Raw genomic sequence first — 20,382 nt, 5'->3', positions numbered from 1 at the left:
CAATCAAAATAAAGGAATCAATACTTCAATCTAAAATTCTTTCGATGTTTGCCATGCTAATTTCGGTAGATAGCACAACAATTTCGATTTCGTTTCAGATTATAAATTTAACAAGTGTTATTGTTTTATATTCCATTTCACAAGGTTTTTTTGTAAGTTCATGAGCTCTTACTAACCCAAAACCCAACTCATGACCCAAACCAACAAATCCCTCTCGCTTGGGGAAGCTTTAATTCCCATACTATTATTAATTGTATTACTTAGTATCAACGCCATTGTTTTTGGCGATGTAGCCATTGAAGGTGCCAACCAATTTTCCTTATTGATAGCTGCTGCGGTTGGAGGCATTATTGCCTTACGACAAGGTAAAGGATGGGATGACCTTCAAAAAGGATTTGTAAAAAGCATTGGAACGGCCATGCCATCTATGTTGATATTATTGCTGATTGGATCCTTAGCAGGAACCTGGATGATATCGGGTGTTGTGCCTGCCATGATATATTATGGACTGGAATTCCTGAATCCAAAACTGTTCTTGATGTTGTCAGTAATCATATGCGCTATCGTTTCTGTGGTATCAGGTTCGTCATGGTCGACCATTGCCACCATTGGAGTTGCCTTGCTGGGAATTGGAAATGCCATGGAGATTAATCCTGCTTTGGTTGCAGGAGCAATTATTTCGGGCGCATACTTTGGCGATAAGGTTTCTCCCCTATCCGACACAACTAACCTGGCTCCAGCCATGGCCAATGTAGATTTGTTCGTACACATTCGTTACATGATGTACACAACTGTACCATCTATATTAATTACATTGGTAATATTCCTTATTATAGGATTCACAAAACATGGCGAAATCGACCCAGAAAGTATTCAACAAGTTCAATCTGCCATAAAAGCAAACTTTACCATTACACCATGGTTGTTTTTGGTGCCTATATTATTATTTGTAATCATCAGCAAAAAGGTACCTGCATTGCCAGCAATTTTTGCCGGTACATTAATAGGTGGAATATTCGCTATTATCTTTCAACCACAAATCATCAAGCAATTATCGGATAGTACATCATTTGTGCAAGCAAGCTACGATGTGGTCATGAAATCCATTTTTACAGATATCAGTGTTCCTGTTGATAATGAAAACATACAAGATTTACTCTCTACTGGCGGTATGAAGGGAATGCTAAATACAATTTGGCTGATATTGACAGCAATGGTATTTAGTGGTATCCTGGAAACAGCGGGTATCTTAAAGAAGATAACAGAAACCATGCTGAAGGCGGTTCATTCAACAGGTTCACTGGTTACCACTACTGCTATTAGTTGTGGATTCTTAAATCTAACCGCATCCGATCAATACATATCTATAGTAGTAACAGGAAGAATGTTTGCAAAATCATATCAAGATCAGGATTTAAAGCCTGAAGTTTTGAGTAGAACATTGGAAGACTCTGGAACGGTTACCTCGGTATTGGTACCTTGGAATACCTGTGGGGCTGCCCAGGCAGGAGCACTGGGAGTAGCCACAGCAGCGTTCGCTCCTTTCTGCTTTTTTAATATTATAAGTCCGTTTGTAACCATTGCTATGGCCTACCTTAATATAAAGATCAGAAGAATATCTAAAAGCTAAATTATTTTAAGTCATCTGGAAAACTTATAGACTGTTCGATAATTAGAAGTTTATACTATTAAATTGTTAGGCTATTGATATCATAACTCAAAAATTAAAATCAAAACACTAATTCTTGTGAATATCTTAAGCTGAATGTTTTCATGGAATTTTTAAAGCATGATAATACTCATAAATCAGGAATTGATTTTTTTTTAGATTTGTTGAGAGACTTAAAAATGAAGAAAATTAACCCTTAAACAATTATTATCATGCCAAAAGGTATATACAACGTTCCGGTTGCTACAAACGAGCCTATTTTCTCATATGCACCAGGAACTCCTGAGAGAGCTGAATTGCAAGCTACACTTAAACAAATGCGTTCTGAAGTAATTGATGTACCTATGTATATCGGTAACGAGGAAGTAAGAACAGACAACTTGTTTGCAATGACTCCTCCACACGATCACAAACATGTGTTGGGACACTACCACCAAGGTGGAAAGGAACATGTACAAATGGCTATTGATGCTGCATTAGCTGCTAAACCAGCATGGGAAAACCTAGCTTGGGAGCATCGCGCATCTATCTTCTTAAAAGCTGCTGAATTAATTTCTGGTCCTTACCGTATGAAATTAAATGCTGCTACTATGTTGGGACAATCGAAGAATGCTTTCCAGGCTGAGATCGACTCTGCTTGTGAGATTGCTGATTTCTTGCGTTTCAACGTTCAGTATATGACTGAAATTTACAAGCAACAGCCAATGTCATCGAAAGGTGTATGGAATCGCGTTGAGCAACGTCCACTAGAAGGATTTATTTTCGCATTAACTCCATTCAACTTTACTGCTATTGCTGGTAACCTTCCAACTGCTCCTGCAATGATGGGTAATACTGTAGTTTGGAAGCCATCTAAAACTGCTGTTTATTCAGCTCAGGTTTTAATGGAAGTATTCAAAAAAGCTGGTGTACCTGATGGCGTTATCAACTTGGTATACGTTTCTGGCCCTGCTGCTGCTGACGTAATTTTCAACTCTCCTGATTTTGCTGGTATCCACTTTACAGGATCAACTGGTGTATTCCAGGACATTTGGAAAACTATTGGAAATAACATTCACAAATACAAGTCGTACCCACGTATCGTAGGTGAAACTGGTGGTAAAGACTATATTTTCATGCACCCAACTGCTGATGTAAACGAAGTTGCAACTGCAATTACTCGTGGTGCTTTCGAATATCAAGGACAGAAATGTTCTGCTGCTTCTCGTGCTTATATTCCAGCAAGCAAGTGGGATGCTGTATTGAAATTGGTTCAGGAAGATCTTGCTAAGATCAAGACTGGTGGAACTGAAGATTTCACAAACTTCCACAATGCGGTTATCGATGAAACTACTTTCGATAAGTTAGCTTCTGCTATTGACGATGCTAAAGCTTCTCCAGATGCTGAAATCGTTGCTGGTGGTGAGTATGACAAATCAGTAGGTTACTTTATCAAGCCAACTGTAATCCAAGCTAAGAAAGCTGATTATATTACAATGGAAGAAGAGTTATTCGGTCCTATTATCACAATCTTTGTTTACGAAGATGATAAGGTAGACGAAACTTTAGATATCCTTGATCAGACTTCTATTTATGCATTAACTGGTGCTATTTTCGCTGATTGTCGTTACGCAATTGAAAAGCTAGTTAAGCGTTTAACTCACACTGCTGGTAACTTCTATATTAACGATAAGCCAACTGGTGCTGTTGTTGGTCAGCAACCATTCGGTGGTGGTAGAGGATCAGGTACTAATGATAAGGCTGGTTCTATGATTAACCTATTGCGTTGGGTTTCTCCAAGAACGATCAAGGAATCATTTGTTCCTCCTGTAGATTATATGTATCCTAACTTCAAAGAAGACTAGGACTAAAAAATATTGGATAGTTAAGCCGGATTTGCTCCGGCTTCCAATGACATGATTTATTTTGGATAAAAACGATCGGAGTTTCTTCGGTCGTTTTTTTATTGGGGAAAACGTTATTGGTAAAGACGTCATTAATGCCGTCTCTACATAAATCTTTTTAATTGCAATAATTAAAAGACGTAGCAATACTACGTCACTAATGATACACAAATTTTCTACTTTTTCATCTTTCTACTTTTATTCTTTATTTGTAATTTAGCCGGAAAGACAGACCTATGATTCTTAAACTCGCTAAAAAATACATTCCTCAGATTATCAGAAGTAAATATGTAATTGCTTTTCTGATTTTCTATGTTTGGTTATTCTTTGGCGATCAACATTCCATCTGGGAAAGAAAAGAAAATGAGTCTAAAATTGAAGCTCTCGAAAAAGAGAAAGCTTACTACCTTGATAAAATAGAGAAAGACAAAAAGAGAATTCACGAACTAAAAACAAACAAGGAAAACCTTGAAAAGTTTGCCCGTGAGCAATACCTCATGAAGAAGAAAAATGAGGATATCTTTATTTTTATTGAAGAAGATTAAGGTTTTCCTTTTACAATTACCTTTCTCAAATTATTCAATTCTACCTTAAAAAATATATACTTAACTTTCTTTGCAAAAACTTAGTATACTTACTCTTTGAATCTTAGTATGCTTGTTGTCCAAAAGATAGTATACTTAGTTTCCGACAATAAGCATACTAAGTTTTTTATTTCAACTTTAAACCTTTGTTTCAACAAGCTATATTTTTAATTTTCTACCGAATAATTCCCGATTTAAAGCATAAAAAAAGAGAGCTTTTAAACTCTCTTCTCCTTATTATTTCATAGTACTTGTACTAATTCTCTTTCTCGTAGGTTCTGTAAATATCCAACAACTCTTTGGCTGAATAGATGCCTTTGGTATTTATTCCCAAATCGTTTAACAACTGCTTGGCACAAACCACAATGCTTTCCTCATCGATAAATTGCTCGTGCACATTGTTTAGATATTTCAATACCTTAAAGGCATTAAAAGCTCCAAAGAATTTCTTTCTGAAAGTATCGATTGAAGCACAGTTTTTATTGATTTCATCCAATGCTTCGAAGAAGTTATCCTCTTTTAAGTAACTACGCACCGAACCTGGCAATTGCACCAACAAATCGTTCAAATAGGTATCGTAATCCACCCCGAAGAAATCATCTACCTTATCGAAGAATGCTTTTAGCTCCTTAAATGCTGAATAATTGTAAGTCTGATAATCCATTATTCCCTCATCAACAAAAGTAGAAACGGCTTTTCCTGTTCCAAATGGTACACGATCCGATACTCTTGGAGATGGAACAACACGCGTGGTTTTAATTTCATAAAACTTACCTAGCGGGATAATTTTCTGCAAGAAATAAAAATCCTCACCTGCCTGGCGGCGGTTCATTCCTCCCTGTTTAATGTATGCACTTGCCGATACAGCAAAACTAGAACCAACTGTGTGGAAAGCATGAGGGTGTCCGGCATAACGCATGGCTAGCATGTAATATCTCAAGTACAATTCATACTGTGCTATGGCATCATAAATTTGCTGATCGAACTCCTCTCCTTCCAATGGATGTTCGTAGAAAATATTTGCGCCGTTGGCCTTGGGATATTTTTTAAAAAGCTTTTCTATTTCTACCAAATAGTTGGCATCGCAAGTTGAATCCGCATCGAAACCGGTAATGATTCCATTTGCTTTATCAATTTGATTGAATCTAGCTACTGCCTCATCCATTGCAATTTTACGAGCAAACCCAACTCCTGCAAACTTTCTTTTTAGCTTTGGCTGATGGATTAAATAGAACTTCAATTTCTCATCCTGATGCGTTTCCATCCAAGCTGTAGCATCGGCAATGGTTTTTGCATTCTGATCCAATGCTTCTTGCTCAGTTTGTTCTCCTGAATTTACAATTACAATTACTTCAACTACTCCATTGGGTCTGTCGCAATTCCATAATGCTTCCAAACTTGGAATCAAATCTGGCTCGTTGTAACACGGAATTGTTACAACCATATTCAAGTTCTCATCAACTGGTGTTGTAATGTACTCAGGGTACATTCTTTGTTTCTTCAGGTATTTATCAGCAAAAGCCATATTTCTATTTTAGATACGAAGGGCAAATATATAAAAAAGGCAGATAGCTAATCAGCCACCTGCCCTTTCTCCTTTTAAATCTTCAATTATTTTGCTTCAGGAGTATATCTTGCATTTAAGCCATCGATAATTTCCTTAGTAATGTCTAAACCATCCTGCGATAACAATACGTTTCCACCTTTGGTAGTGCTTAAAATTAAGCTGTAGTTACGAGTTGTATTGTACTCTTTCAAATAGTTTGTAACGCTATCGAATAAACGCTTGCTATTTGCTTGCTGCTCGCCCATTAACTCTGCACTTAACTCACGATCTAATTGCTGTAAGTTTTGTTGCTTGGCAATTAATTTTTGCTGAGCTTCTTCTGCTCTTTGACGAGTTAAAAAGCCATTATTTTGAAGCTTACGCTGAAATTCAATTGCTTCTTTCTCTAACTTCTGAGCTTTAAAGTTAAAATCAGTACGCGAATCTTCTTGTTTCTTTAAGAACTTCTCATTCAAATCACGTGAAAAGTTATAGTTGCTTAGTAATGAATCAGTGTTAATGTATACAACAGCTCCTTCTCCAGCTACAGTTTTCACATCTTTCGATTCTCCACTACCAGAGAACTGAACAAAGTAAAGAATTGCAACAGCAACAATTAACACGGCATTTAATGCAACAGATAAATTTTTCATAGGTATTTAGTATTTAAATTTTTCAAGTTTTATTTGAACACCATTATGGTATTCCCTTTTTTTGATTTTGCCTAACAAATATAACTTTTATAAGTAGACTAAAAAATTCCTGGCATTCAATTTTAAAATCGTCTACACATTAAACATCATCAAATATCCAAACATTTTGATATGCTGATAAACATCATTCTTTTTCTACTTTTTACTCTATACATTGTGAACTACAATTATCAAACGTATATCACTTAAATTTTAACTCAATGTTCAATAAACTTATAGCGGCAACCCTACCCTATATGCCTAAAAAATTGGTTTGGATATTCTCTAAAAGATACATTGCTGGAGAAACCATCGCTGATGCAGTAAGAGAATCGAAGAAATTAAATGATCAGGGAATTAAAGTAACTGTTGACTTACTAGGAGAATTCATTAAGAACCTTGATGAAGCTACCGAAAACAAAGAGGCTTACCTTGAAATTATTGAAACCTTTGAAGCCAACAAGATTGATGGTAACTATTCGGTTAAACCAACGTTTTTTGGCCTTTTGCTTGACGAGGAAGTTTGTTACCAAAACATCCGCACTGTTGTAGCAAAAGCTGCTGAATACAATAATTTTGTGAGAATCGATATGGAAGATTCTCCTTGTGTTGACAAAGAAATCAAAATCTTCAGAAGATTAAAGAAAGAATTTCCACAGAATGTTGGACTTGTTGTTCAGGCTTACCTTAAGAGAACTCTTGACGATTTGAATAACATGATGGACATGCAAAATGGCGTTTCAAAGTTGAACTACCGTTTGTGTAAGGGAATTTACGTGGAACCAGAGGAGATTGCTTACAAGAAGTACGAAGAAATTAATGAGCATTTCCTTGAAGATTTGGATTTCATGCTTAAGAATGATGTTTACCCAGGAATTGCAACTCACGACAAACCTTTGGTTGATGGCGCATACAAGCTTATTGAGAAGTATAATGTTCCTAAGGATAAGTATGAGTTCCAAATGTTATATGGTGTAACTCCAGAGTTAAGAAAATCAATTGTTGAAAAAGGACATACAATGAGAGTTTATGTGCCGTTTGGAAAAGATTGGTTTGGATACTCAACACGAAGATTAAAAGAAAACCCAAAAATGGCTTCCTTAATTATAAAGGCATTATTTAATAGAGGTTAATATGCAAATTTAGATTAGTAAAAAAGCGGTGAAAATTTCACCGCTTTTTTATTTCTTTTTCTTAATTCCGTATCGATACATTTGTTTTAAGGTTGTTATTTCCTTATCGGTAACTAAATTATCAGGAATTTTCATATTCTTCTTACGTTTTAATCGCTGCACTTCGGGTAAGGTTCGAAGTGTACTTACGCCTGCAACCATATCCGTAGGAACCATTACTTGATGCTCATTGTCAATCACGTGCTGCTTGATTAACAAATCGGTATTTGCTTTGGCATCCATTTTATCAGGGCGTTTAGTCAATGCCTCGTAAGTAGCTGAATTTACATTGTTCTTTGCACGAACATACTCAGGAGTATTAACCTTTGCATTAATGAATGCTTCTCTAAAATCACCAAATCGAGGTAGGATTAATACTTCTTGTAACGAAACGGTATCCTTTGCCATAAATACCCCAAAGAGATATGAATCTTGCTTTAGACTATCGCTTACTACAACTTGAACATTTTGATATCCAACGTAAGAGTATTGAATGGTATCGCCAGCATTTACCCAAAATGAGAATCGGCCAAAAGCATTAGATGTACCCGCTTTTTTATTATTTACCCTATAGTGCGCATAAGGCAGTGGCGATAGTTCTTCCTGATCCATAACCGCACCTGTAAAAAACAATGAATCTGTTCTTATCTTCTGTGCATTTAGCTTCTCTGTTGCAAGAACAAAACAAAAAAGAGCAATACAACCAATCACATATCTTCTCATTTTACTAGCTTTTATTTAACTCCGAAGAGTTACAATTACAATTCTTCCAATATTACCTCTTCGATACTACGTTTTGGAACATGATGAACTCCTTGTTCATCTCTCCAATACTTGATATCTCCATCTTTCATTTCTTCGATAACTACCTCTTCTTTCGGTTTTCCCAAGGCAACTACCTGAATAATTGAAAGCCCTTCTTCAATTTTTAGTAGTTCATTAAGTTCTTTCCTCTTAAAAGCGTGAATAATACAACCACCGAATCCACTTTCGACAGCTCCTAGTAACAAATTTTGGACCGCAATTCCATCATCGCTAAAATAATTTTTACCCAGCTTCTCATCATTAATCATGATTATATAAGCAGATGGTCTTTCTCCTTTTACAGGTCCTTCCCAATCTTTCAAGTATCCAGCCCAAGCCAGATTCTTGAATACTTCCTCGCACATCTCATCTGACAATACAATTTTATACTTAATGGTTTGTGCATTTCTACCAGAGGCACCAAGTCTCGCTAGATCAATCCAACTCTTAACCTGCTCCGAAGTTATTTTTTCATTTTCGTAAAATCTTCTGTAACTTCTGTTTTTAGCAACTAAATCTTTTAACATTTATTGATTTTATCCTTATTAAAATTTAATTTACAAGATAATTATAGTTTTCCGTATGATATAAATTAATCCATTTTTATCAATTCTTCAAAGAATTTTATAAATCTATCTTAAATTTATAATTCTTAACAAAAATACATTCAACAAAAGAAAAAATACCCTACAAGGATGTTAAAACTAAACAAAAGCAGAAAAAAACTTATTATAGATTTTTTAATTATCAATTTAGTTTGGATAACAGCAGTTTTTATTTGGGATATATTAACTGGTTATAATCCAACGGTGGAAGGTGAAATTCGTCATAACATATCTGTTAGAGAAGTAAATGACCTAAACCTTATTCTTGGTGGTATATTTCTGGGAACTATTTTTGGCTTTCTCAATCTGTTTATAAAAAACAAACAAGAACGTTTAAGAAAGAAGTCATATGGTAGGATTATATTCATATACAGTATTACTCATATTCTCTTAACCATTCTAACAATCTTTATTGTTGGTGTTCTATCGGAACTTATCGTGGCTGGAGAAATATCAAAAGAAACATTTCTAGAAATTCGCCGTTTTGTGAAGTCGAGTGATTTTTGGAGAATCCTGACTTTTACTTACATCGTAAGTGCTGGAATCATCCTTTTCCAAATCATCAATCAGAAATTCGGACCTGGTGTACTTCTGGATTTACTTCTGGGCAAATATCGTCAACCTAAAGAAGTAAAAATGGTTTTCCTTTTTATGGATTTAAAATCATCAACTACCTATGCTGAAAAATTAGGACACGTAAAATACAGTCAACTCATTCAAGATTGTTTCAGCGATTTAACCCTAGCGGTTAATGAGTTTGATGCAAATATATACCAATACATTGGAGATGAAGTGGTGTTAATTTGGCCTTATGATGATGGCATTAAAGGTGCGAAGTGTATTAAGATATTTTTCAGATTTAAGGAGTATCTTCAAAAAAGATCAGATCATTATATACAATCTTATGGCTTTCTTCCACAATTTAAGGCAGGTATAAATGGAGGTACATTAATGGCCGCAGAAGTAGGTGTAATCAAGCGTTCCATTGCTTACCATGGGGATGTAATTAATACTGCTTCAAGAATTCAGGGACTATGCAATTCATTCAAAGAAGAATTTTTGGCATCAAAATTGATAGTAACGGATCTGGCTTTCTACAATTCCTTCAATTATTCCTTTATTGATAACATTGAATTAAAGGGAAAAAAAGAAAAAGTAGATATCTATGCTATCAAACAATAGCATTAAATATTTGTTTATTAAGTAATTTATAAAAACATAGCATGAAGAAAGTTTTATTAATAGCGGCAATATTTTTGGGTATTATACTCCCCTCTCAAGCCCAAATGATGCAGGAAAAATTTGGAGCTGATTATTCATTTATCGGTAAAGGCGATAACAACAATGGTAATGATATTTCTTTCGAGAAATACGACTTTAGATTTAGTATTCACAAAAATCTAAAAACTCCAGGAAGAAGGATATTCCATACCTTTAACTATGCGGGTGTTAATATTGATTATGGCTCAGCTCCTTTATTGGAAACCGATTTAAAAAATTTCCACACCATTTCATATACATTTGGGTATGCACGCCCATTAAAGAAAGGTTGGTTTCTTACTGCCTACATCAAACCAAATATTTCATCGAATTTCGAATCATCGGTTGGTTTTGATGAGTTAAACCTGTTTGGTATGGCTTTATTCAGTAAACCTATTAATGAGAAAAAGAATTTGATACTTAACTTGGGTGCGATCTATTCAAATACTATTGGTGTTAATGCTCCTATTCCTATTGCTGGATTAGTTTGGAAACCAGATCAAAAATGGACCCTTAATATTGGATTCCCAATGTTTGATGTGAAATACAAAGCATCAGATAAGACAGAAATCGGGGCAAATTTATTTATTTCTGGTGAAAACTTTAGCCTAACAGATGACTTGGTTTATAATAATCAAACTAGTCCTATCGATAATGTTAGTATCATGAATATTGGAGGTGGACTTTTCTTAAATCAGAAAATTACAAAAAAATTAAGTCTGAATGTAAACTCAGGATATACCTTCCACCGAAAGTTCGAATTTAAAGATGGAAGTGATAAAGTCACTGATTTTGATCTAGACAATAATTTGTTTATAAAAGCTGGAATTAAACTAAGCATATAAAAAAAAGGGTGATTTAAAATCACCCTTTTTTTATTTATTCTTCGAATCGTTTTACAACCAGTTCCCAATTAATGATATTCCAAAAGTTTTCGATATACTTTGGGCGGGCATTCTGAGTGTCCAAATAATAGGCATGTTCCCATACATCCATTGTAAGAATTGGCTTAAAACCATCACGCAATGGATTACCTGCATTCTTGGTCTTCATGATTGATAGCTTTCCACCAGTATCAACAACCAACCAAACCCAGCCTGAACCAAACAAAGTTGCTCCTGCTTTCGAAAATTCAGCCTTAAAATTATCGAATGAACCAAAAGTATCTTCAATGGCTTCTTTCAACTTGCCATTTGGCTCTGCACTTCCATTTGGTTTAAATGCCTCGAAATAAAAAGTATGGTTGTAAACCTGAGCTCCATTATTAAAAATCCCTCCTTCTGAGTGCTTCACGATATCTTCCATGCTAGCATCTTCAAAAGCAGTTCCTTTTATTAAATTATTCAAATTTGTAATGTAAGCCTGATGGTGCTTTCCGTAATGGAATTCAAGTGTATTCTTACTTATATAAGGCTCTAATTCGCCTAATTCATACGATAAGGTAGGTAGTTTGTGTTCCATTTTTTATTGTTTTTGATTTTCCTTTCAATTTCACAATAAAAAATTACAAATTCAATAAAAAAATACAAAAAGGCCGATTCCTTTAAAAAGAACCGGCCCCAAAATCAAAAAAACAATAAACAAAACTAATCCTGAAAGCGTTTAACCACTTCCTCCCAATTGATTACTTCCCAGAAAACTGAGATGTAATCAGGTCTTCTATTTTGAAACTTTAAGTAATATGCGTGTTCCCAAACATCCAATCCTAAAATTGGAGTTCCTTTAACATCTGCAACATCCATTAATGGATTGTCCTGATTTGCGGTAGATGTAACGACTAACTTGCCATCAGCTTGTTTTACTAACCAAGCCCAACCAGAACCAAACCTCGTTGCCGCTGCTTTCGAAAATTCTTCTTTAAAAGCATCAAACGATCCAAAGTCTTTTTCAATTGCTGTATGTAAATCACCACTTGGTTTTCCTCCCCCATTAGGCGACATTACTTTCCAGAACAAATCGTGATTGTAAAATCCTCCCCCATTATTTCTAACAGCAACAGAATGCTGTGAAATGTTGGCAAGAATATCTTCAATACTTTTCCCTTCTAAATCGGTTCCTGCTATTGCAGCGTTTAAATTATTTGTATATCCTGCATGATGCTTTGAATGGTGAATTTCCATTGTCTTGGCATCAATATGCGGTTCTAACGCATCGTATGAATAAGCTAATTTTGGTAACTCAAATGCCATATATTTTATATTTTACTTATGGTTGATATAGGTTTATTTGTCACTAGAAGCAAATCTAATTTTTACTTGGATTAATTCCAAATAATTTTAGGACTTTTTTATCTTTTATTTTAAAGACAAAATGTTTTTTCCTTTAGCACAGGATTTTTGACTACTTTCGTGCAGCAAATAAAAAGCTGAATTGTGAATAAGAAAATCCTAAATATAGCAGTACCCAACATTGTAAGTAACATCACTATTCCTTTGTTAGGACTTGTTGATTTGGCTTTAATGGGTCACTTGGGGAAAGTCGATTTTATAGGTGCTATAGCCTTAGGTGGCACAATATTCAACTTTTTATACTGGGGTTTTGCATTTTTAAGAATGGGTACTACAGGAATTACTGCCCAAGCTTACGGTGCAAGAAATTTAAGTGAATCAATCCTGTCCTTATCACGTGCGCTTACTGTTGCTTTAGCTGGAAGTGTTCTTATTTTAATACTCCAAAAACCAATAGCTATGCTTAGCTTTTGGTTAATAGAGAGTGAAGAATCAGTTGAAACCATCGCAAAATCCTATTTCTACATTAGAGTTTGGGCCGCTCCAGCTACCATTGGTCTTTATGCATTAAACGGATGGTTCATTGGAATGCAAAACGCAAAAACTCCAATGCTAATCGCAATTGTAGGGAATATTATTAATATTTCTCTATCGGCATTTTTTGTGTATGGTTTAATGCTCGATGCAAAAGGGGTAGCCCTAGGTACCTTAATTGCTCAATATTGTAGTTTGTTTATCGCTTTATTCTTTATCCTGAGAAACTATAAACGCTTGTTTAAGTATTGGAGTGCAAAAGGAATGATGAAGGTTCAGGAATTGAAGCATTTCTTCTTAGTAAATAAGGATATTTTCATACGAACACTCTGCATTATTTTTGTATTTACATTTTTCACTACAGAGTCTGCTAGTGTAAATAAAGAAATCTTAGCAGTAAACTCATTATTGCTTCAGTTTCTATTTATATTCTCCTATTTTATGGATGGCTTTGCTTTCGCAGCAGAAGCTTTAGTTGGCAGATTTATTGGTGCAAACAACTCAAAAAACTTATCTCAGCTTATTCGATTACTATTCATTTGGGGGATCGGAATCAGTATTTTATTCACAGGTGTATATGGATTATTTGGTATCGATATCTTATCAATATTAACCGATGCTGAGTCTACAATAACAATTGCCAGAGATTATTTAAAATGGATTGTCCTTCTGCCACTCCTAAGTTTTGCCTCATTCCTAATGGATGGAATATTTATTGGTGCAACAGCGTCTAGCTATATGCGTAAAACAATGATGGCGGCAACTATTCTAATTTTTATACCTCTTTATTACTTTTTAAACGGCACTTTAGAGAATCATGGACTTTGGATTGCAATGCTAGGTTTCATGTTTACCCGAGGGCTTTTTCAAGCTATCTATTACAAAAAAGCCGTGTTGGTTCATTTTTCTAAGTAAGCATTACAGATTCATTCAAAACCTCATCAATTTTTTCTGTAACTAATTTTATCATTTGCTCGTCAGGAGTAATTTTAAATTGTGCATTCTCTATATTCTCAAGTACATAAAACAGCTGAATTAATTTCACATTTTCCTTTTGGCAGATATAAAGCAAATTTGCTCCCTCCCTACTAATTACATCAGGATAATTCTTGATATAGGCATTGGCAATTGAATTAAGACTAGTTGGAATGGCATTACATGTTATTCCACTTACTTTTCTAAAACCAGAAAACACTTCAGGAATCAAAGTATCGTTTTCTAATATCTCATTTTTAAATGGAACTTCGTTTTTATTTCGTTGCTGTAAATCAAAAACAGAAGCAAAGTTACTTTCCTCACCAATTCCAATGTCTCCGAAATAATCATCAATAATACAAACCATCTGATTTTTTTCAATCTGATCTTTTAGTGAGTAGCATTGTCCAAACTGCAAAACCAAATCATACTTGAATTTGCCAATGGCTTTCGCATACTCATAGGTTGACATACTGCCTCCATATCCCGAAATTAGTATATCTATAGATTGATTTTGATACTTGAAGCGAGCATAATTTTGCCCCAGGTTTTCCTCTAATTCAAGTTGTGAAATAAAATCTTTGAGCACATCAAATGTCTCTGTAATGATTAAAATATCCATAAATGCAAGAACTTAGCTAAAACAAAGCACCTAAAAGTTTGTTTATTAGGTGAAATTATTACTTATTTTGCAGAGCAATACAACGACTTATTAAAAACACTGTGACGAATGGAATTTTCAATTAACGGACAAGAAGATAAAGGATTCACAAAAATAGAAAAATACAATCAGGAAACTACAGAAGAACTGATGTATCACTATAAAAAAGTTTTAGAATTACTTGGTGAGGATGCAGAACGTGAAGGTTTGGTAAAAACTCCTTTGCGTGTTGCCAAAGCCATGCAGTTCTTAACTCAGGGATATCACATCAAACCTGAAGATATTTTACGATCGGCGATGTTTAAGGAAGACTATAAGCAAATGGTGATTGTGAAAGACATTGAGGTTTATTCGATGTGTGAGCACCACATGTTACCTTTTGTTGGAAGAGCTCATGTAGCCTACATTCCAAATGGATATATTACCGGACTTAGTAAAATCGCTCGTGTAGTAGATGCATTTGCACGCCGATTGCAAGTGCAAGAACGCTTAACTACGCAAATTAAAGACTGTATTAATGATACGCTTAATCCTTTAGGCGTTGCTGTGGTTATTGAAGCTCAGCACATGTGCATGTCGATGCGTGGTGTTCAAAAACAAAATTCAATTACAACTACTTCCGATTTTACAGGAGCATTTGAAAAAGTAGCTACACGTGAAGAATTTATTCGATTGATTTCGGCAAAAACTATCTAAAATTTATCAACCTTACCGGTATTAAGTATATTAATCCGTTGGCAATAAAATTGTAAAATTGCAGATTGCGAACGGATTAAATATATTTGTGCCCGGAATATTTCAAAACTTACCATGATTTTATTCTATATGTATGGATATAGAATAATCATTACAAATTGAAAAAAAGTATGAAAGCATATGTATTTCCAGGGCAAGGAGCCCAATTTGTTGGTATGGGTAAAGACCTATACGAAAATTCGGAACTTGCTAAGGAACTTTTCGAAAAAGCTAACGAAATTCTAGGTTTCCGCATTACTGATTTAATGTTTGAAGGAACTGACGAAGATCTAAGACAAACTAAAGTTACTCAGCCTGCAATTTTCTTGCATTCGGTAATTTTAGCTAAAACACTTGGTGAAGATTTCAAACCAGAAATGGTTGCTGGTCACTCATTGGGTGAATTCTCAGCATTGGTTGCAAACGGAACTTTATCTTTCGAAGATGGTTTAAAATTGGTTTCTCAGCGTGCTTTGGCTATGCAAAAAGCTTGCGAAATGGAACCTTCAACAATGGCTGCAATCATCGGTTTAGATGATGAAACTGTTGAGAAAGTTTGCGCTGAAATTGAAGAAGTAGTAGTTCCTGCAAACTTCAACTGTCCAGGTCAGCTGGTAATTTCTGGTAGCATGAAAGGTATCGAAATTGCTTGTGAAAAATTAAAAGAAGCTGGTGCAAAAAGAGCTTTACCATTGAAAGTTGGTGGTGCATTCCACTCTCCATTAATGGAACCTGCTCGTGTTGAGTTAGAAGAAGCTATCGAAAATACAAACTTCTCAACTCCGGCATGCCCAGTTTACCAAAATGTAAATGCAAAGCCTGTTACTGATCCAGCTGAAATCAAGAAGAATCTTGTTGCTCAGTTAACTGCTCCAGTACGTTTTACTCAAACAATGGTAAATATGATTGCTGATGGTGCAAGTTCATTTACTGAAGTTGGTCCTGGCAAAGTAATTCAAGGATTAGTGAAGAAAGTTGATCGTAAAATGGAAACTGCTGGTATCGATTCATACCAAGCTTAATTCATTTCAAATGATATTGAAAAGGCTGATCTTTGATCAGCCTTTTTTTGTGCATAAAAAAGGAGGCTAAAGCCTCCTTGTATTATTTATAGCTGATTACACTTGTTTGTTTCTTACCGTCCATTAAAACCTCCAATGGTTCCTTAAAGCGTACATGTTTGAAGTAGTGAATTTGCTCTACTTTTTCTTGCTTATCGAGTATTTCCATATTCACAAAATTCAATTCTGAATTGTTCTTGATTGAAAAGTACCCAACATTCATAGATGTTACATTGTGGAAGAAATGAGAACCCAATGATGCATCCAATGGGAAGTCTTCCAATCCCTGCTCTACAATTACTTTGGCATTTGAAATTTGCGACCAAAGAACCGGAATTCCTGTAAATTTATCGCGTGTACCCCAACGTCCCGGACCAAACAATACATACTGACGATCTTGCTCTTTCATTTTCTGGTTCAAAAGCTCCATTTCCTCAGCCATTTCTTCAGTCTTGGTTCTGTCAAACTTGCTTAAATCCATATAAATTACATCGCGGATATGGTTTACCTTTCCGTTACCCATCCCTTTGTTTGCAAGCATTACCAGTTTATTGCGATCCACTTTCGACATATCAATATCAACACTCATTTCCTGTCGGATCAAAGGTTTAATTTGTAGCAAATGGAAAGTTGGATTGCCATCCTTGCCTTTCGATAAATCAACAGCATACTCGATCTCTACAGGTGCACCCATTGCTTGCTTGAAGATATTCAACAATACGCTTAAGGCATGCGCAATTGGTACCTGATTGTATTTTAGGATATTTGCAAAATCAACCACTCGTGGTCCTCGCAAATTCAAATCTGGTTCAAGCCTGTCGTTCTGGAAATCGTAAACCGAAGCACAGTGCAATAAATTGCCATCTTTCTCTGCTTCCGAAAGCTCATATTTAATGGTTACAGCATCTTCCCCATCGTTAATCAAATCAATATTCTCTTTCTGCATATCTATTGCATAGAAATACTTCTGAGAATCTTTAATCTGATCTTCGATAGAAGCCAATTGTAACTTAGGATGCTCAGGACAGAATCTATGTGTTTTTTCTCCACCTACAACATACTTCCCTAATCCGATTGCCATTACAGAAAAGCCATCTTCTGGTTTCATGTATGAGAACGGATAATAGTTATAAGACTGTGCAACCCCACTAATATTCGGATAAAATTTGCCATTGTATTCCTGACCAACAACTTCCTGAATGATCACAGCCATTTTTTCTTCTTCAATCTTGTAATCAACCGCACTGAAGTATGATTGAGCTTCAGGTGTAAAGATTGAGGCATAAATTAACTTGATCGCAGTAACCAAGTGTTGGTATCTTACCTCTATATCCGGATCGTTATTTGGCAATAAATAAGTTGCATAAACTCCTGCGAAAGGCTGCATTAGCGAATCCTCGAATAAGCCTGAAGATCTAACCGCAATTGGTTTATTGATCTCTTCGAGATACTGGCGAAGCTTATTTCCCAATTTATCAGGAATATCTCCTTTTAGGAACAATTCTTTTACCTTTTTATAGTTCTTATCAAGGTAAATTTTATCGTAAAGGTTATTTTTCTCAATAAAGTTATCATACTCATCAACCCCAACAATAGCTGTTTTAGGAATCGATACATTGATATCCTTGATCAATTTCTTGAAGTAGATGTTCTCAATAAAATTACTTAGGAAAGCCAAACCACGACCTTTTCCCCCTAAGGAACCTCTACCCATACGAACAATGTAATGGTTAGAATTAACGATATTTGGTTTGAATCGAATGATTCGACCTCTTAATTGCTTAATTCTTGAAGCTTCGAATACATCCAAACAAAATTTTCTTAGATCTTTTACTGATTTGAAATCTTCAATCTGATATCTTCTTAGCTTTTTAGCTACGTTAATCTCTCCACGAGCCATCAGCCAGGTTGAAATTCCATTTCGTTTAGAGTGGAAAAGCAATGATTCATCAGGAACAAATCTTAACTTCTCTTCAAACTCTTCCATCGATTTTGCCACTGCAACACGTGTTCCACTTTGGTTACGGAAAACAAAATCACCAAATCCCAATTTGGTGTAAATGAAATTATAAATATCCAATGCCAAAGTATCGCTGTTTTTGTTTATAAAATCAGCATCAACCTGCATTGCTCTAATTGCATTATCGGTATCATGCGATTGCATCAAACATGGTATTCTCATGTTTTTTGCCTGCACGTATTTTATCAAATCAACACCCGAATCATCATCCAATTTGCCATCACGTGCAAATCGAACATCGGAGATTACACAAAGTAAGTTTTCAAGATATTTATCTACAACATCAACTGCATCCTCGAATGTACTTACCAAAATCACTTTCGGTCGAGCACGCATCTTTAAAATTTTGTGCAACTCATCAATATCACCTTCATCAGATATCACCTTTTGTGTTTGTGTCATCACCGAGGTGTAGAGTAAAGGAAGATACCTGGAATAATACTTCACCGAATCTTCTGCCAAAAGAATTACGCGTACATCACCACTCTTGGTATCCGTTTCAAGATTCATTTTATCCTCAATATACTTGGTCATTGCCATAAATATCTTGGTTGAACCATTCCAAACAAATACTCGGTCGATATTGTTTTTGATTTTATCAGCAGCACGATCGAAATAAGCCAAATCGCTATTGTTATTCACCAAAACCAAAACAGGAATTTCAGGATCAACTTTTTTGATTTCCTGGCTTAACTCTAATGGTGATTCCTTGTCCAAACCAGCCATTAAAATCACCATATCGTAATGGCGATTCTCAAGTGCTTCCAGTGCTTCTTCGTTTGTAGCAACACTCGTAAAACGTGGCGCTGCATACAAATTCAATTGTAAATATTCACCAACAATTTTATCTGAGAATTGTCCTTCACGAACAATTGTATATGCGTCGTAATAAGTTGCAATCAACAGAATCTCCTTCACTTTGTAAGGCATCAATTCCTGAAAAATATCACGGTCGTTCTTCTTTCGCTTATAAATTTTCGAAATCGAAATTTCTTCCATATTCTTTAGCTAATTTATTTAGTGTTGTTGTTTCTCTATTCTATTACAAAGTTACTAATCTTAATGGTCTGTTGGACAACTTCAATATCAGTAATTTTTCAAACTACAATGGTAATTAATTTTACAAATATATGCGTTCAATTGGCTGCATAAAATACTAATATTTTATGGTTTTCTGTAAAGTGAGATTTGACTATATCGTCATCAATTCTGTAAAATCCAAAATATACGCATAGACAAGAGAAAATCTCGATAAACCGGATAGCTATAAATCTGTTTTTAACAAATAAGAAGTAAGGTATCTCGTGCCAAAATATAGCCTGACTGGTTAATACTTAAAGAAAGTTTCCAAAAAGCCAGAGAATGAACTCCAAGACAAGCTTAACACTCTCCCAACTACTGGGAACTATATCCCAAACAGGGGTCGGAGTTCAATTCCCTCTAAAATACTAATGCGAATCAATAAAATTGCTTTAAAGATCACCTAAATGATCATGCGAATCACATCTAAGTACATGCAGATCACTTTTTAATACATGCGAATCACTTTTTTAACTGTGAAGATCACTAATGAGACAATCAAGATCCGATCCTGATAAACTTATTAGTGATTCGCAAGCCTATTTTAGTGATCTTGATGTACTTTTTATTGATTCGCATACTGATATTTGTGATCTTTATATGCTCTTAAGTGATTCGCATTGCCATATTAGTGATCTGTACACCCATTTCCAGGGTGATATCACCTTACCTGCTGTCCGGGAAGCTCTGCCTATTGGTGATATTAGGATTCCTGATGGTTGGGAGAAATCAAATTTCGGTTTGGAATAATTTCTTTGTATCAAGCGAGATTAACATTCACGTATAAAAACATTCATCATTAAAGGGAAAACACCAACAAAAATAAAAGTTACGGTACTCAGACTCTTAGATGACAAATCTTACGCAGCTCTG

Annotated in this window: 18 protein-coding genes; 10 read left to right on the top strand and 8 right to left on the bottom strand. The window is 35.2% G+C overall.

Features of this window, described 5'->3' with window-relative positions; translation table 11 throughout:
• Nucleotides 1-190: 190 nt before the first annotated feature.
• The 3 genes from nhaC to DF185_RS13955 all read left to right on the top strand — a co-directional run bounded on the left by nhaC (nt 191) and on the right by DF185_RS13955 (nt 4,097).
• Complete coding sequence (gene nhaC / locus DF185_RS13965; RefSeq protein WP_110361379.1) at nt 191-1,630, top strand: Na+/H+ antiporter NhaC; 1,440 nt, start codon at nt 191-193, stop codon at nt 1,628-1,630.
• A gap of 251 nt (nt 1,631-1,881) precedes the next feature.
• On the top strand, nt 1,882-3,513 hold the full coding sequence (gene pruA / locus DF185_RS13960) for an L-glutamate gamma-semialdehyde dehydrogenase (RefSeq protein ID WP_110361378.1): 1,632 nt from the start codon (nt 1,882-1,884) through the stop codon (nt 3,511-3,513).
• 275 nt (nt 3,514-3,788) lie between these two features.
• Nucleotides 3,789-4,097 (top strand): FtsB family cell division protein, encoded by a 309-nt coding sequence (locus DF185_RS13955; protein WP_110361377.1) that lies wholly within the window; start codon nt 3,789-3,791, stop codon nt 4,095-4,097.
• 295 nt (nt 4,098-4,392) lie between these two features.
• Here the strand turns inward: DF185_RS13955 and DF185_RS13950 are convergent, their stop codons facing one another.
• Both DF185_RS13950 and DF185_RS13945 read right to left on the bottom strand, forming a co-directional pair.
• Nucleotides 4,393-5,661 (bottom strand): glycosyltransferase family 2 protein, encoded by a 1,269-nt coding sequence (locus DF185_RS13950; RefSeq protein WP_110361376.1) that lies wholly within the window; start codon nt 5,659-5,661, stop codon nt 4,393-4,395.
• Nucleotides 5,662-5,747: 86 nt separating this feature from the next.
• Entirely contained in the window at nt 5,748-6,335 is a 588-nt protein-coding gene (locus tag DF185_RS13945) for an OmpH/Skp family outer membrane protein (RefSeq protein ID WP_110361375.1), read from the bottom strand.
• Between the two features lie 260 nt (nt 6,336-6,595).
• Here DF185_RS13945 and DF185_RS13940 point away from each other — a divergent pair, with 260 nt between their 5' ends.
• Nucleotides 6,596-7,507: a proline dehydrogenase family protein gene (locus tag DF185_RS13940; protein WP_110361374.1), complete on the top strand. Its 912-nt coding sequence runs from the start codon at nt 6,596-6,598 to the stop codon at nt 7,505-7,507.
• A 48-nt stretch (nt 7,508-7,555) separates the two neighbouring features.
• On the opposite strand, the gene DF185_RS13935 is transcribed toward DF185_RS13940, so the two are convergent.
• Together DF185_RS13935 and DF185_RS13930 are read right to left on the bottom strand one after the other, a co-directional pair.
• Nucleotides 7,556-8,269, bottom strand: a complete 714-nt coding sequence (locus DF185_RS13935; RefSeq protein WP_110361373.1) for a carboxypeptidase-like regulatory domain-containing protein — start codon at nt 8,267-8,269, stop codon at nt 7,556-7,558.
• 35 nt (nt 8,270-8,304) lie between these two features.
• A complete protein-coding gene (locus DF185_RS13930; RefSeq protein ID WP_110361372.1) occupies nt 8,305-8,877 on the bottom strand; it encodes a nitroreductase family protein in 573 nt (190 codons plus the stop codon).
• 168 nt (nt 8,878-9,045) lie between these two features.
• Here DF185_RS13930 and DF185_RS13925 point away from each other — a divergent pair, with 168 nt between their 5' ends.
• Both DF185_RS13925 and DF185_RS13920 read left to right on the top strand, forming a co-directional pair.
• Nucleotides 9,046-10,137, top strand: a complete 1,092-nt coding sequence (locus tag DF185_RS13925) for an adenylate/guanylate cyclase domain-containing protein (protein ID WP_110361371.1) — start codon at nt 9,046-9,048, stop codon at nt 10,135-10,137.
• Nucleotides 10,138-10,178: 41 nt separating this feature from the next.
• Nucleotides 10,179-11,060 carry a DUF6268 family outer membrane beta-barrel protein gene (locus tag DF185_RS13920; protein WP_133250045.1) on the top strand — a complete coding sequence of 294 codons (882 nt, stop codon included), beginning with the start codon at nt 10,179-10,181 and terminating at the stop codon, nt 11,058-11,060.
• Between the two features lie 34 nt (nt 11,061-11,094).
• On the opposite strand, the gene DF185_RS13915 is transcribed toward DF185_RS13920, so the two are convergent.
• Nucleotides 11,095-11,676, bottom strand: a complete 582-nt coding sequence (locus DF185_RS13915) for a superoxide dismutase (protein ID WP_110361369.1) — start codon at nt 11,674-11,676, stop codon at nt 11,095-11,097.
• A gap of 125 nt (nt 11,677-11,801) precedes the next feature.
• Nucleotides 11,802-12,404, bottom strand: a complete 603-nt coding sequence (locus DF185_RS13910) for a superoxide dismutase (RefSeq protein ID WP_110361368.1) — start codon at nt 12,402-12,404, stop codon at nt 11,802-11,804.
• Nucleotides 12,405-12,587: 183 nt separating this feature from the next.
• Here DF185_RS13910 and DF185_RS13905 point away from each other — a divergent pair, with 183 nt between their 5' ends.
• The gene (locus DF185_RS13905) at nt 12,588-13,892 is read left to right on the top strand and encodes an MATE family efflux transporter (RefSeq protein WP_110361367.1); all 1,305 of its coding nucleotides are present in this window, start codon (nt 12,588-12,590) and stop codon (nt 13,890-13,892) included.
• Here the strand turns inward: DF185_RS13905 and DF185_RS13900 are convergent.
• Nucleotides 13,885-14,574, bottom strand: coding sequence for a hypothetical protein (locus tag DF185_RS13900; RefSeq protein WP_110361366.1), 690 nt, complete (start codon nt 14,572-14,574; stop codon nt 13,885-13,887). The genes DF185_RS13905 and DF185_RS13900 overlap by 8 nt on opposite strands.
• 108 nt (nt 14,575-14,682) lie before the next feature.
• On the opposite strand from DF185_RS13900, the gene folE reads away from it, so the two are divergent.
• Nucleotides 14,683-15,309, top strand: coding sequence for a GTP cyclohydrolase I FolE (folE, locus tag DF185_RS13895; protein ID WP_110361365.1), 627 nt, complete (start codon nt 14,683-14,685; stop codon nt 15,307-15,309).
• 170 nt (nt 15,310-15,479) lie between these two features.
• Nucleotides 15,480-16,370, top strand: coding sequence for an ACP S-malonyltransferase (gene fabD, locus DF185_RS13890; protein WP_110361364.1), 891 nt, complete (start codon nt 15,480-15,482; stop codon nt 16,368-16,370).
• A gap of 82 nt (nt 16,371-16,452) precedes the next feature.
• Here the strand turns inward: fabD and DF185_RS13885 are convergent, their stop codons facing one another.
• Nucleotides 16,453-19,428, bottom strand: a complete 2,976-nt coding sequence (locus DF185_RS13885; RefSeq protein ID WP_110361363.1) for a PEP/pyruvate-binding domain-containing protein — start codon at nt 19,426-19,428, stop codon at nt 16,453-16,455.
• Between the two features lie 570 nt (nt 19,429-19,998).
• On the opposite strand from DF185_RS13885, the gene DF185_RS13880 reads away from it, so the two are divergent.
• Nucleotides 19,999-20,259 (top strand): hypothetical protein, encoded by a 261-nt coding sequence (locus DF185_RS13880; RefSeq protein ID WP_110361362.1) that lies wholly within the window; start codon nt 19,999-20,001, stop codon nt 20,257-20,259.
• Nucleotides 20,260-20,382 lie beyond the last annotated feature (123 nt).

It is taken from the genome of Marinifilum breve, from assembly GCF_003202155.1.
GTDB classification, from domain to species: domain Bacteria; phylum Bacteroidota; class Bacteroidia; order Bacteroidales; family Marinifilaceae; genus Marinifilum; species Marinifilum breve.
Note: the sequence above shows the minus strand (reverse complement) of the source record. Positions and strands in the feature narration are given on the sequence as shown.

Coding starts and splice junctions, on each gene's coding strand:
- nhaC (WP_110361379.1), top strand. CDS start 191: ATGACCCAAACCAACAAATCCCTCTCGCTTGGGGAAGCTTTAATTCCC.
- pruA (WP_110361378.1), top strand. CDS start 1,882: ATGCCAAAAGGTATATACAACGTTCCGGTTGCTACAAACGAGCCTATT.
- DF185_RS13955 (WP_110361377.1), top strand. CDS start 3,789: ATGATTCTTAAACTCGCTAAAAAATACATTCCTCAGATTATCAGAAGT.
- DF185_RS13950 (WP_110361376.1), bottom strand. CDS start 5,661: ATGGCTTTTGCTGATAAATACCTGAAGAAACAAAGAATGTACCCTGAG.
- DF185_RS13945 (WP_110361375.1), bottom strand. CDS start 6,335: ATGAAAAATTTATCTGTTGCATTAAATGCCGTGTTAATTGTTGCTGTT.
- DF185_RS13940 (WP_110361374.1), top strand. CDS start 6,596: ATGTTCAATAAACTTATAGCGGCAACCCTACCCTATATGCCTAAAAAA.
- DF185_RS13935 (WP_110361373.1), bottom strand. CDS start 8,269: ATGAGAAGATATGTGATTGGTTGTATTGCTCTTTTTTGTTTTGTTCTT.
- DF185_RS13930 (WP_110361372.1), bottom strand. CDS start 8,877: ATGTTAAAAGATTTAGTTGCTAAAAACAGAAGTTACAGAAGATTTTAC.
- DF185_RS13925 (WP_110361371.1), top strand. CDS start 9,046: ATGTTAAAACTAAACAAAAGCAGAAAAAAACTTATTATAGATTTTTTA.
- DF185_RS13920 (WP_133250045.1), top strand. CDS start 10,179: ATGAAGAAAGTTTTATTAATAGCGGCAATATTTTTGGGTATTATACTC.
- DF185_RS13915 (WP_110361369.1), bottom strand. CDS start 11,676: ATGGAACACAAACTACCTACCTTATCGTATGAATTAGGCGAATTAGAG.
- DF185_RS13910 (WP_110361368.1), bottom strand. CDS start 12,404: ATGGCATTTGAGTTACCAAAATTAGCTTATTCATACGATGCGTTAGAA.
- DF185_RS13900 (WP_110361366.1), bottom strand. CDS start 14,574: ATGGATATTTTAATCATTACAGAGACATTTGATGTGCTCAAAGATTTT.
- folE (WP_110361365.1), top strand. CDS start 14,683: ATGGAATTTTCAATTAACGGACAAGAAGATAAAGGATTCACAAAAATA.
- fabD (WP_110361364.1), top strand. CDS start 15,480: ATGAAAGCATATGTATTTCCAGGGCAAGGAGCCCAATTTGTTGGTATG.
- DF185_RS13885 (WP_110361363.1), bottom strand. CDS start 19,428: ATGGAAGAAATTTCGATTTCGAAAATTTATAAGCGAAAGAAGAACGAC.
- DF185_RS13880 (WP_110361362.1), top strand. CDS start 19,999: ATGAGACAATCAAGATCCGATCCTGATAAACTTATTAGTGATTCGCAA.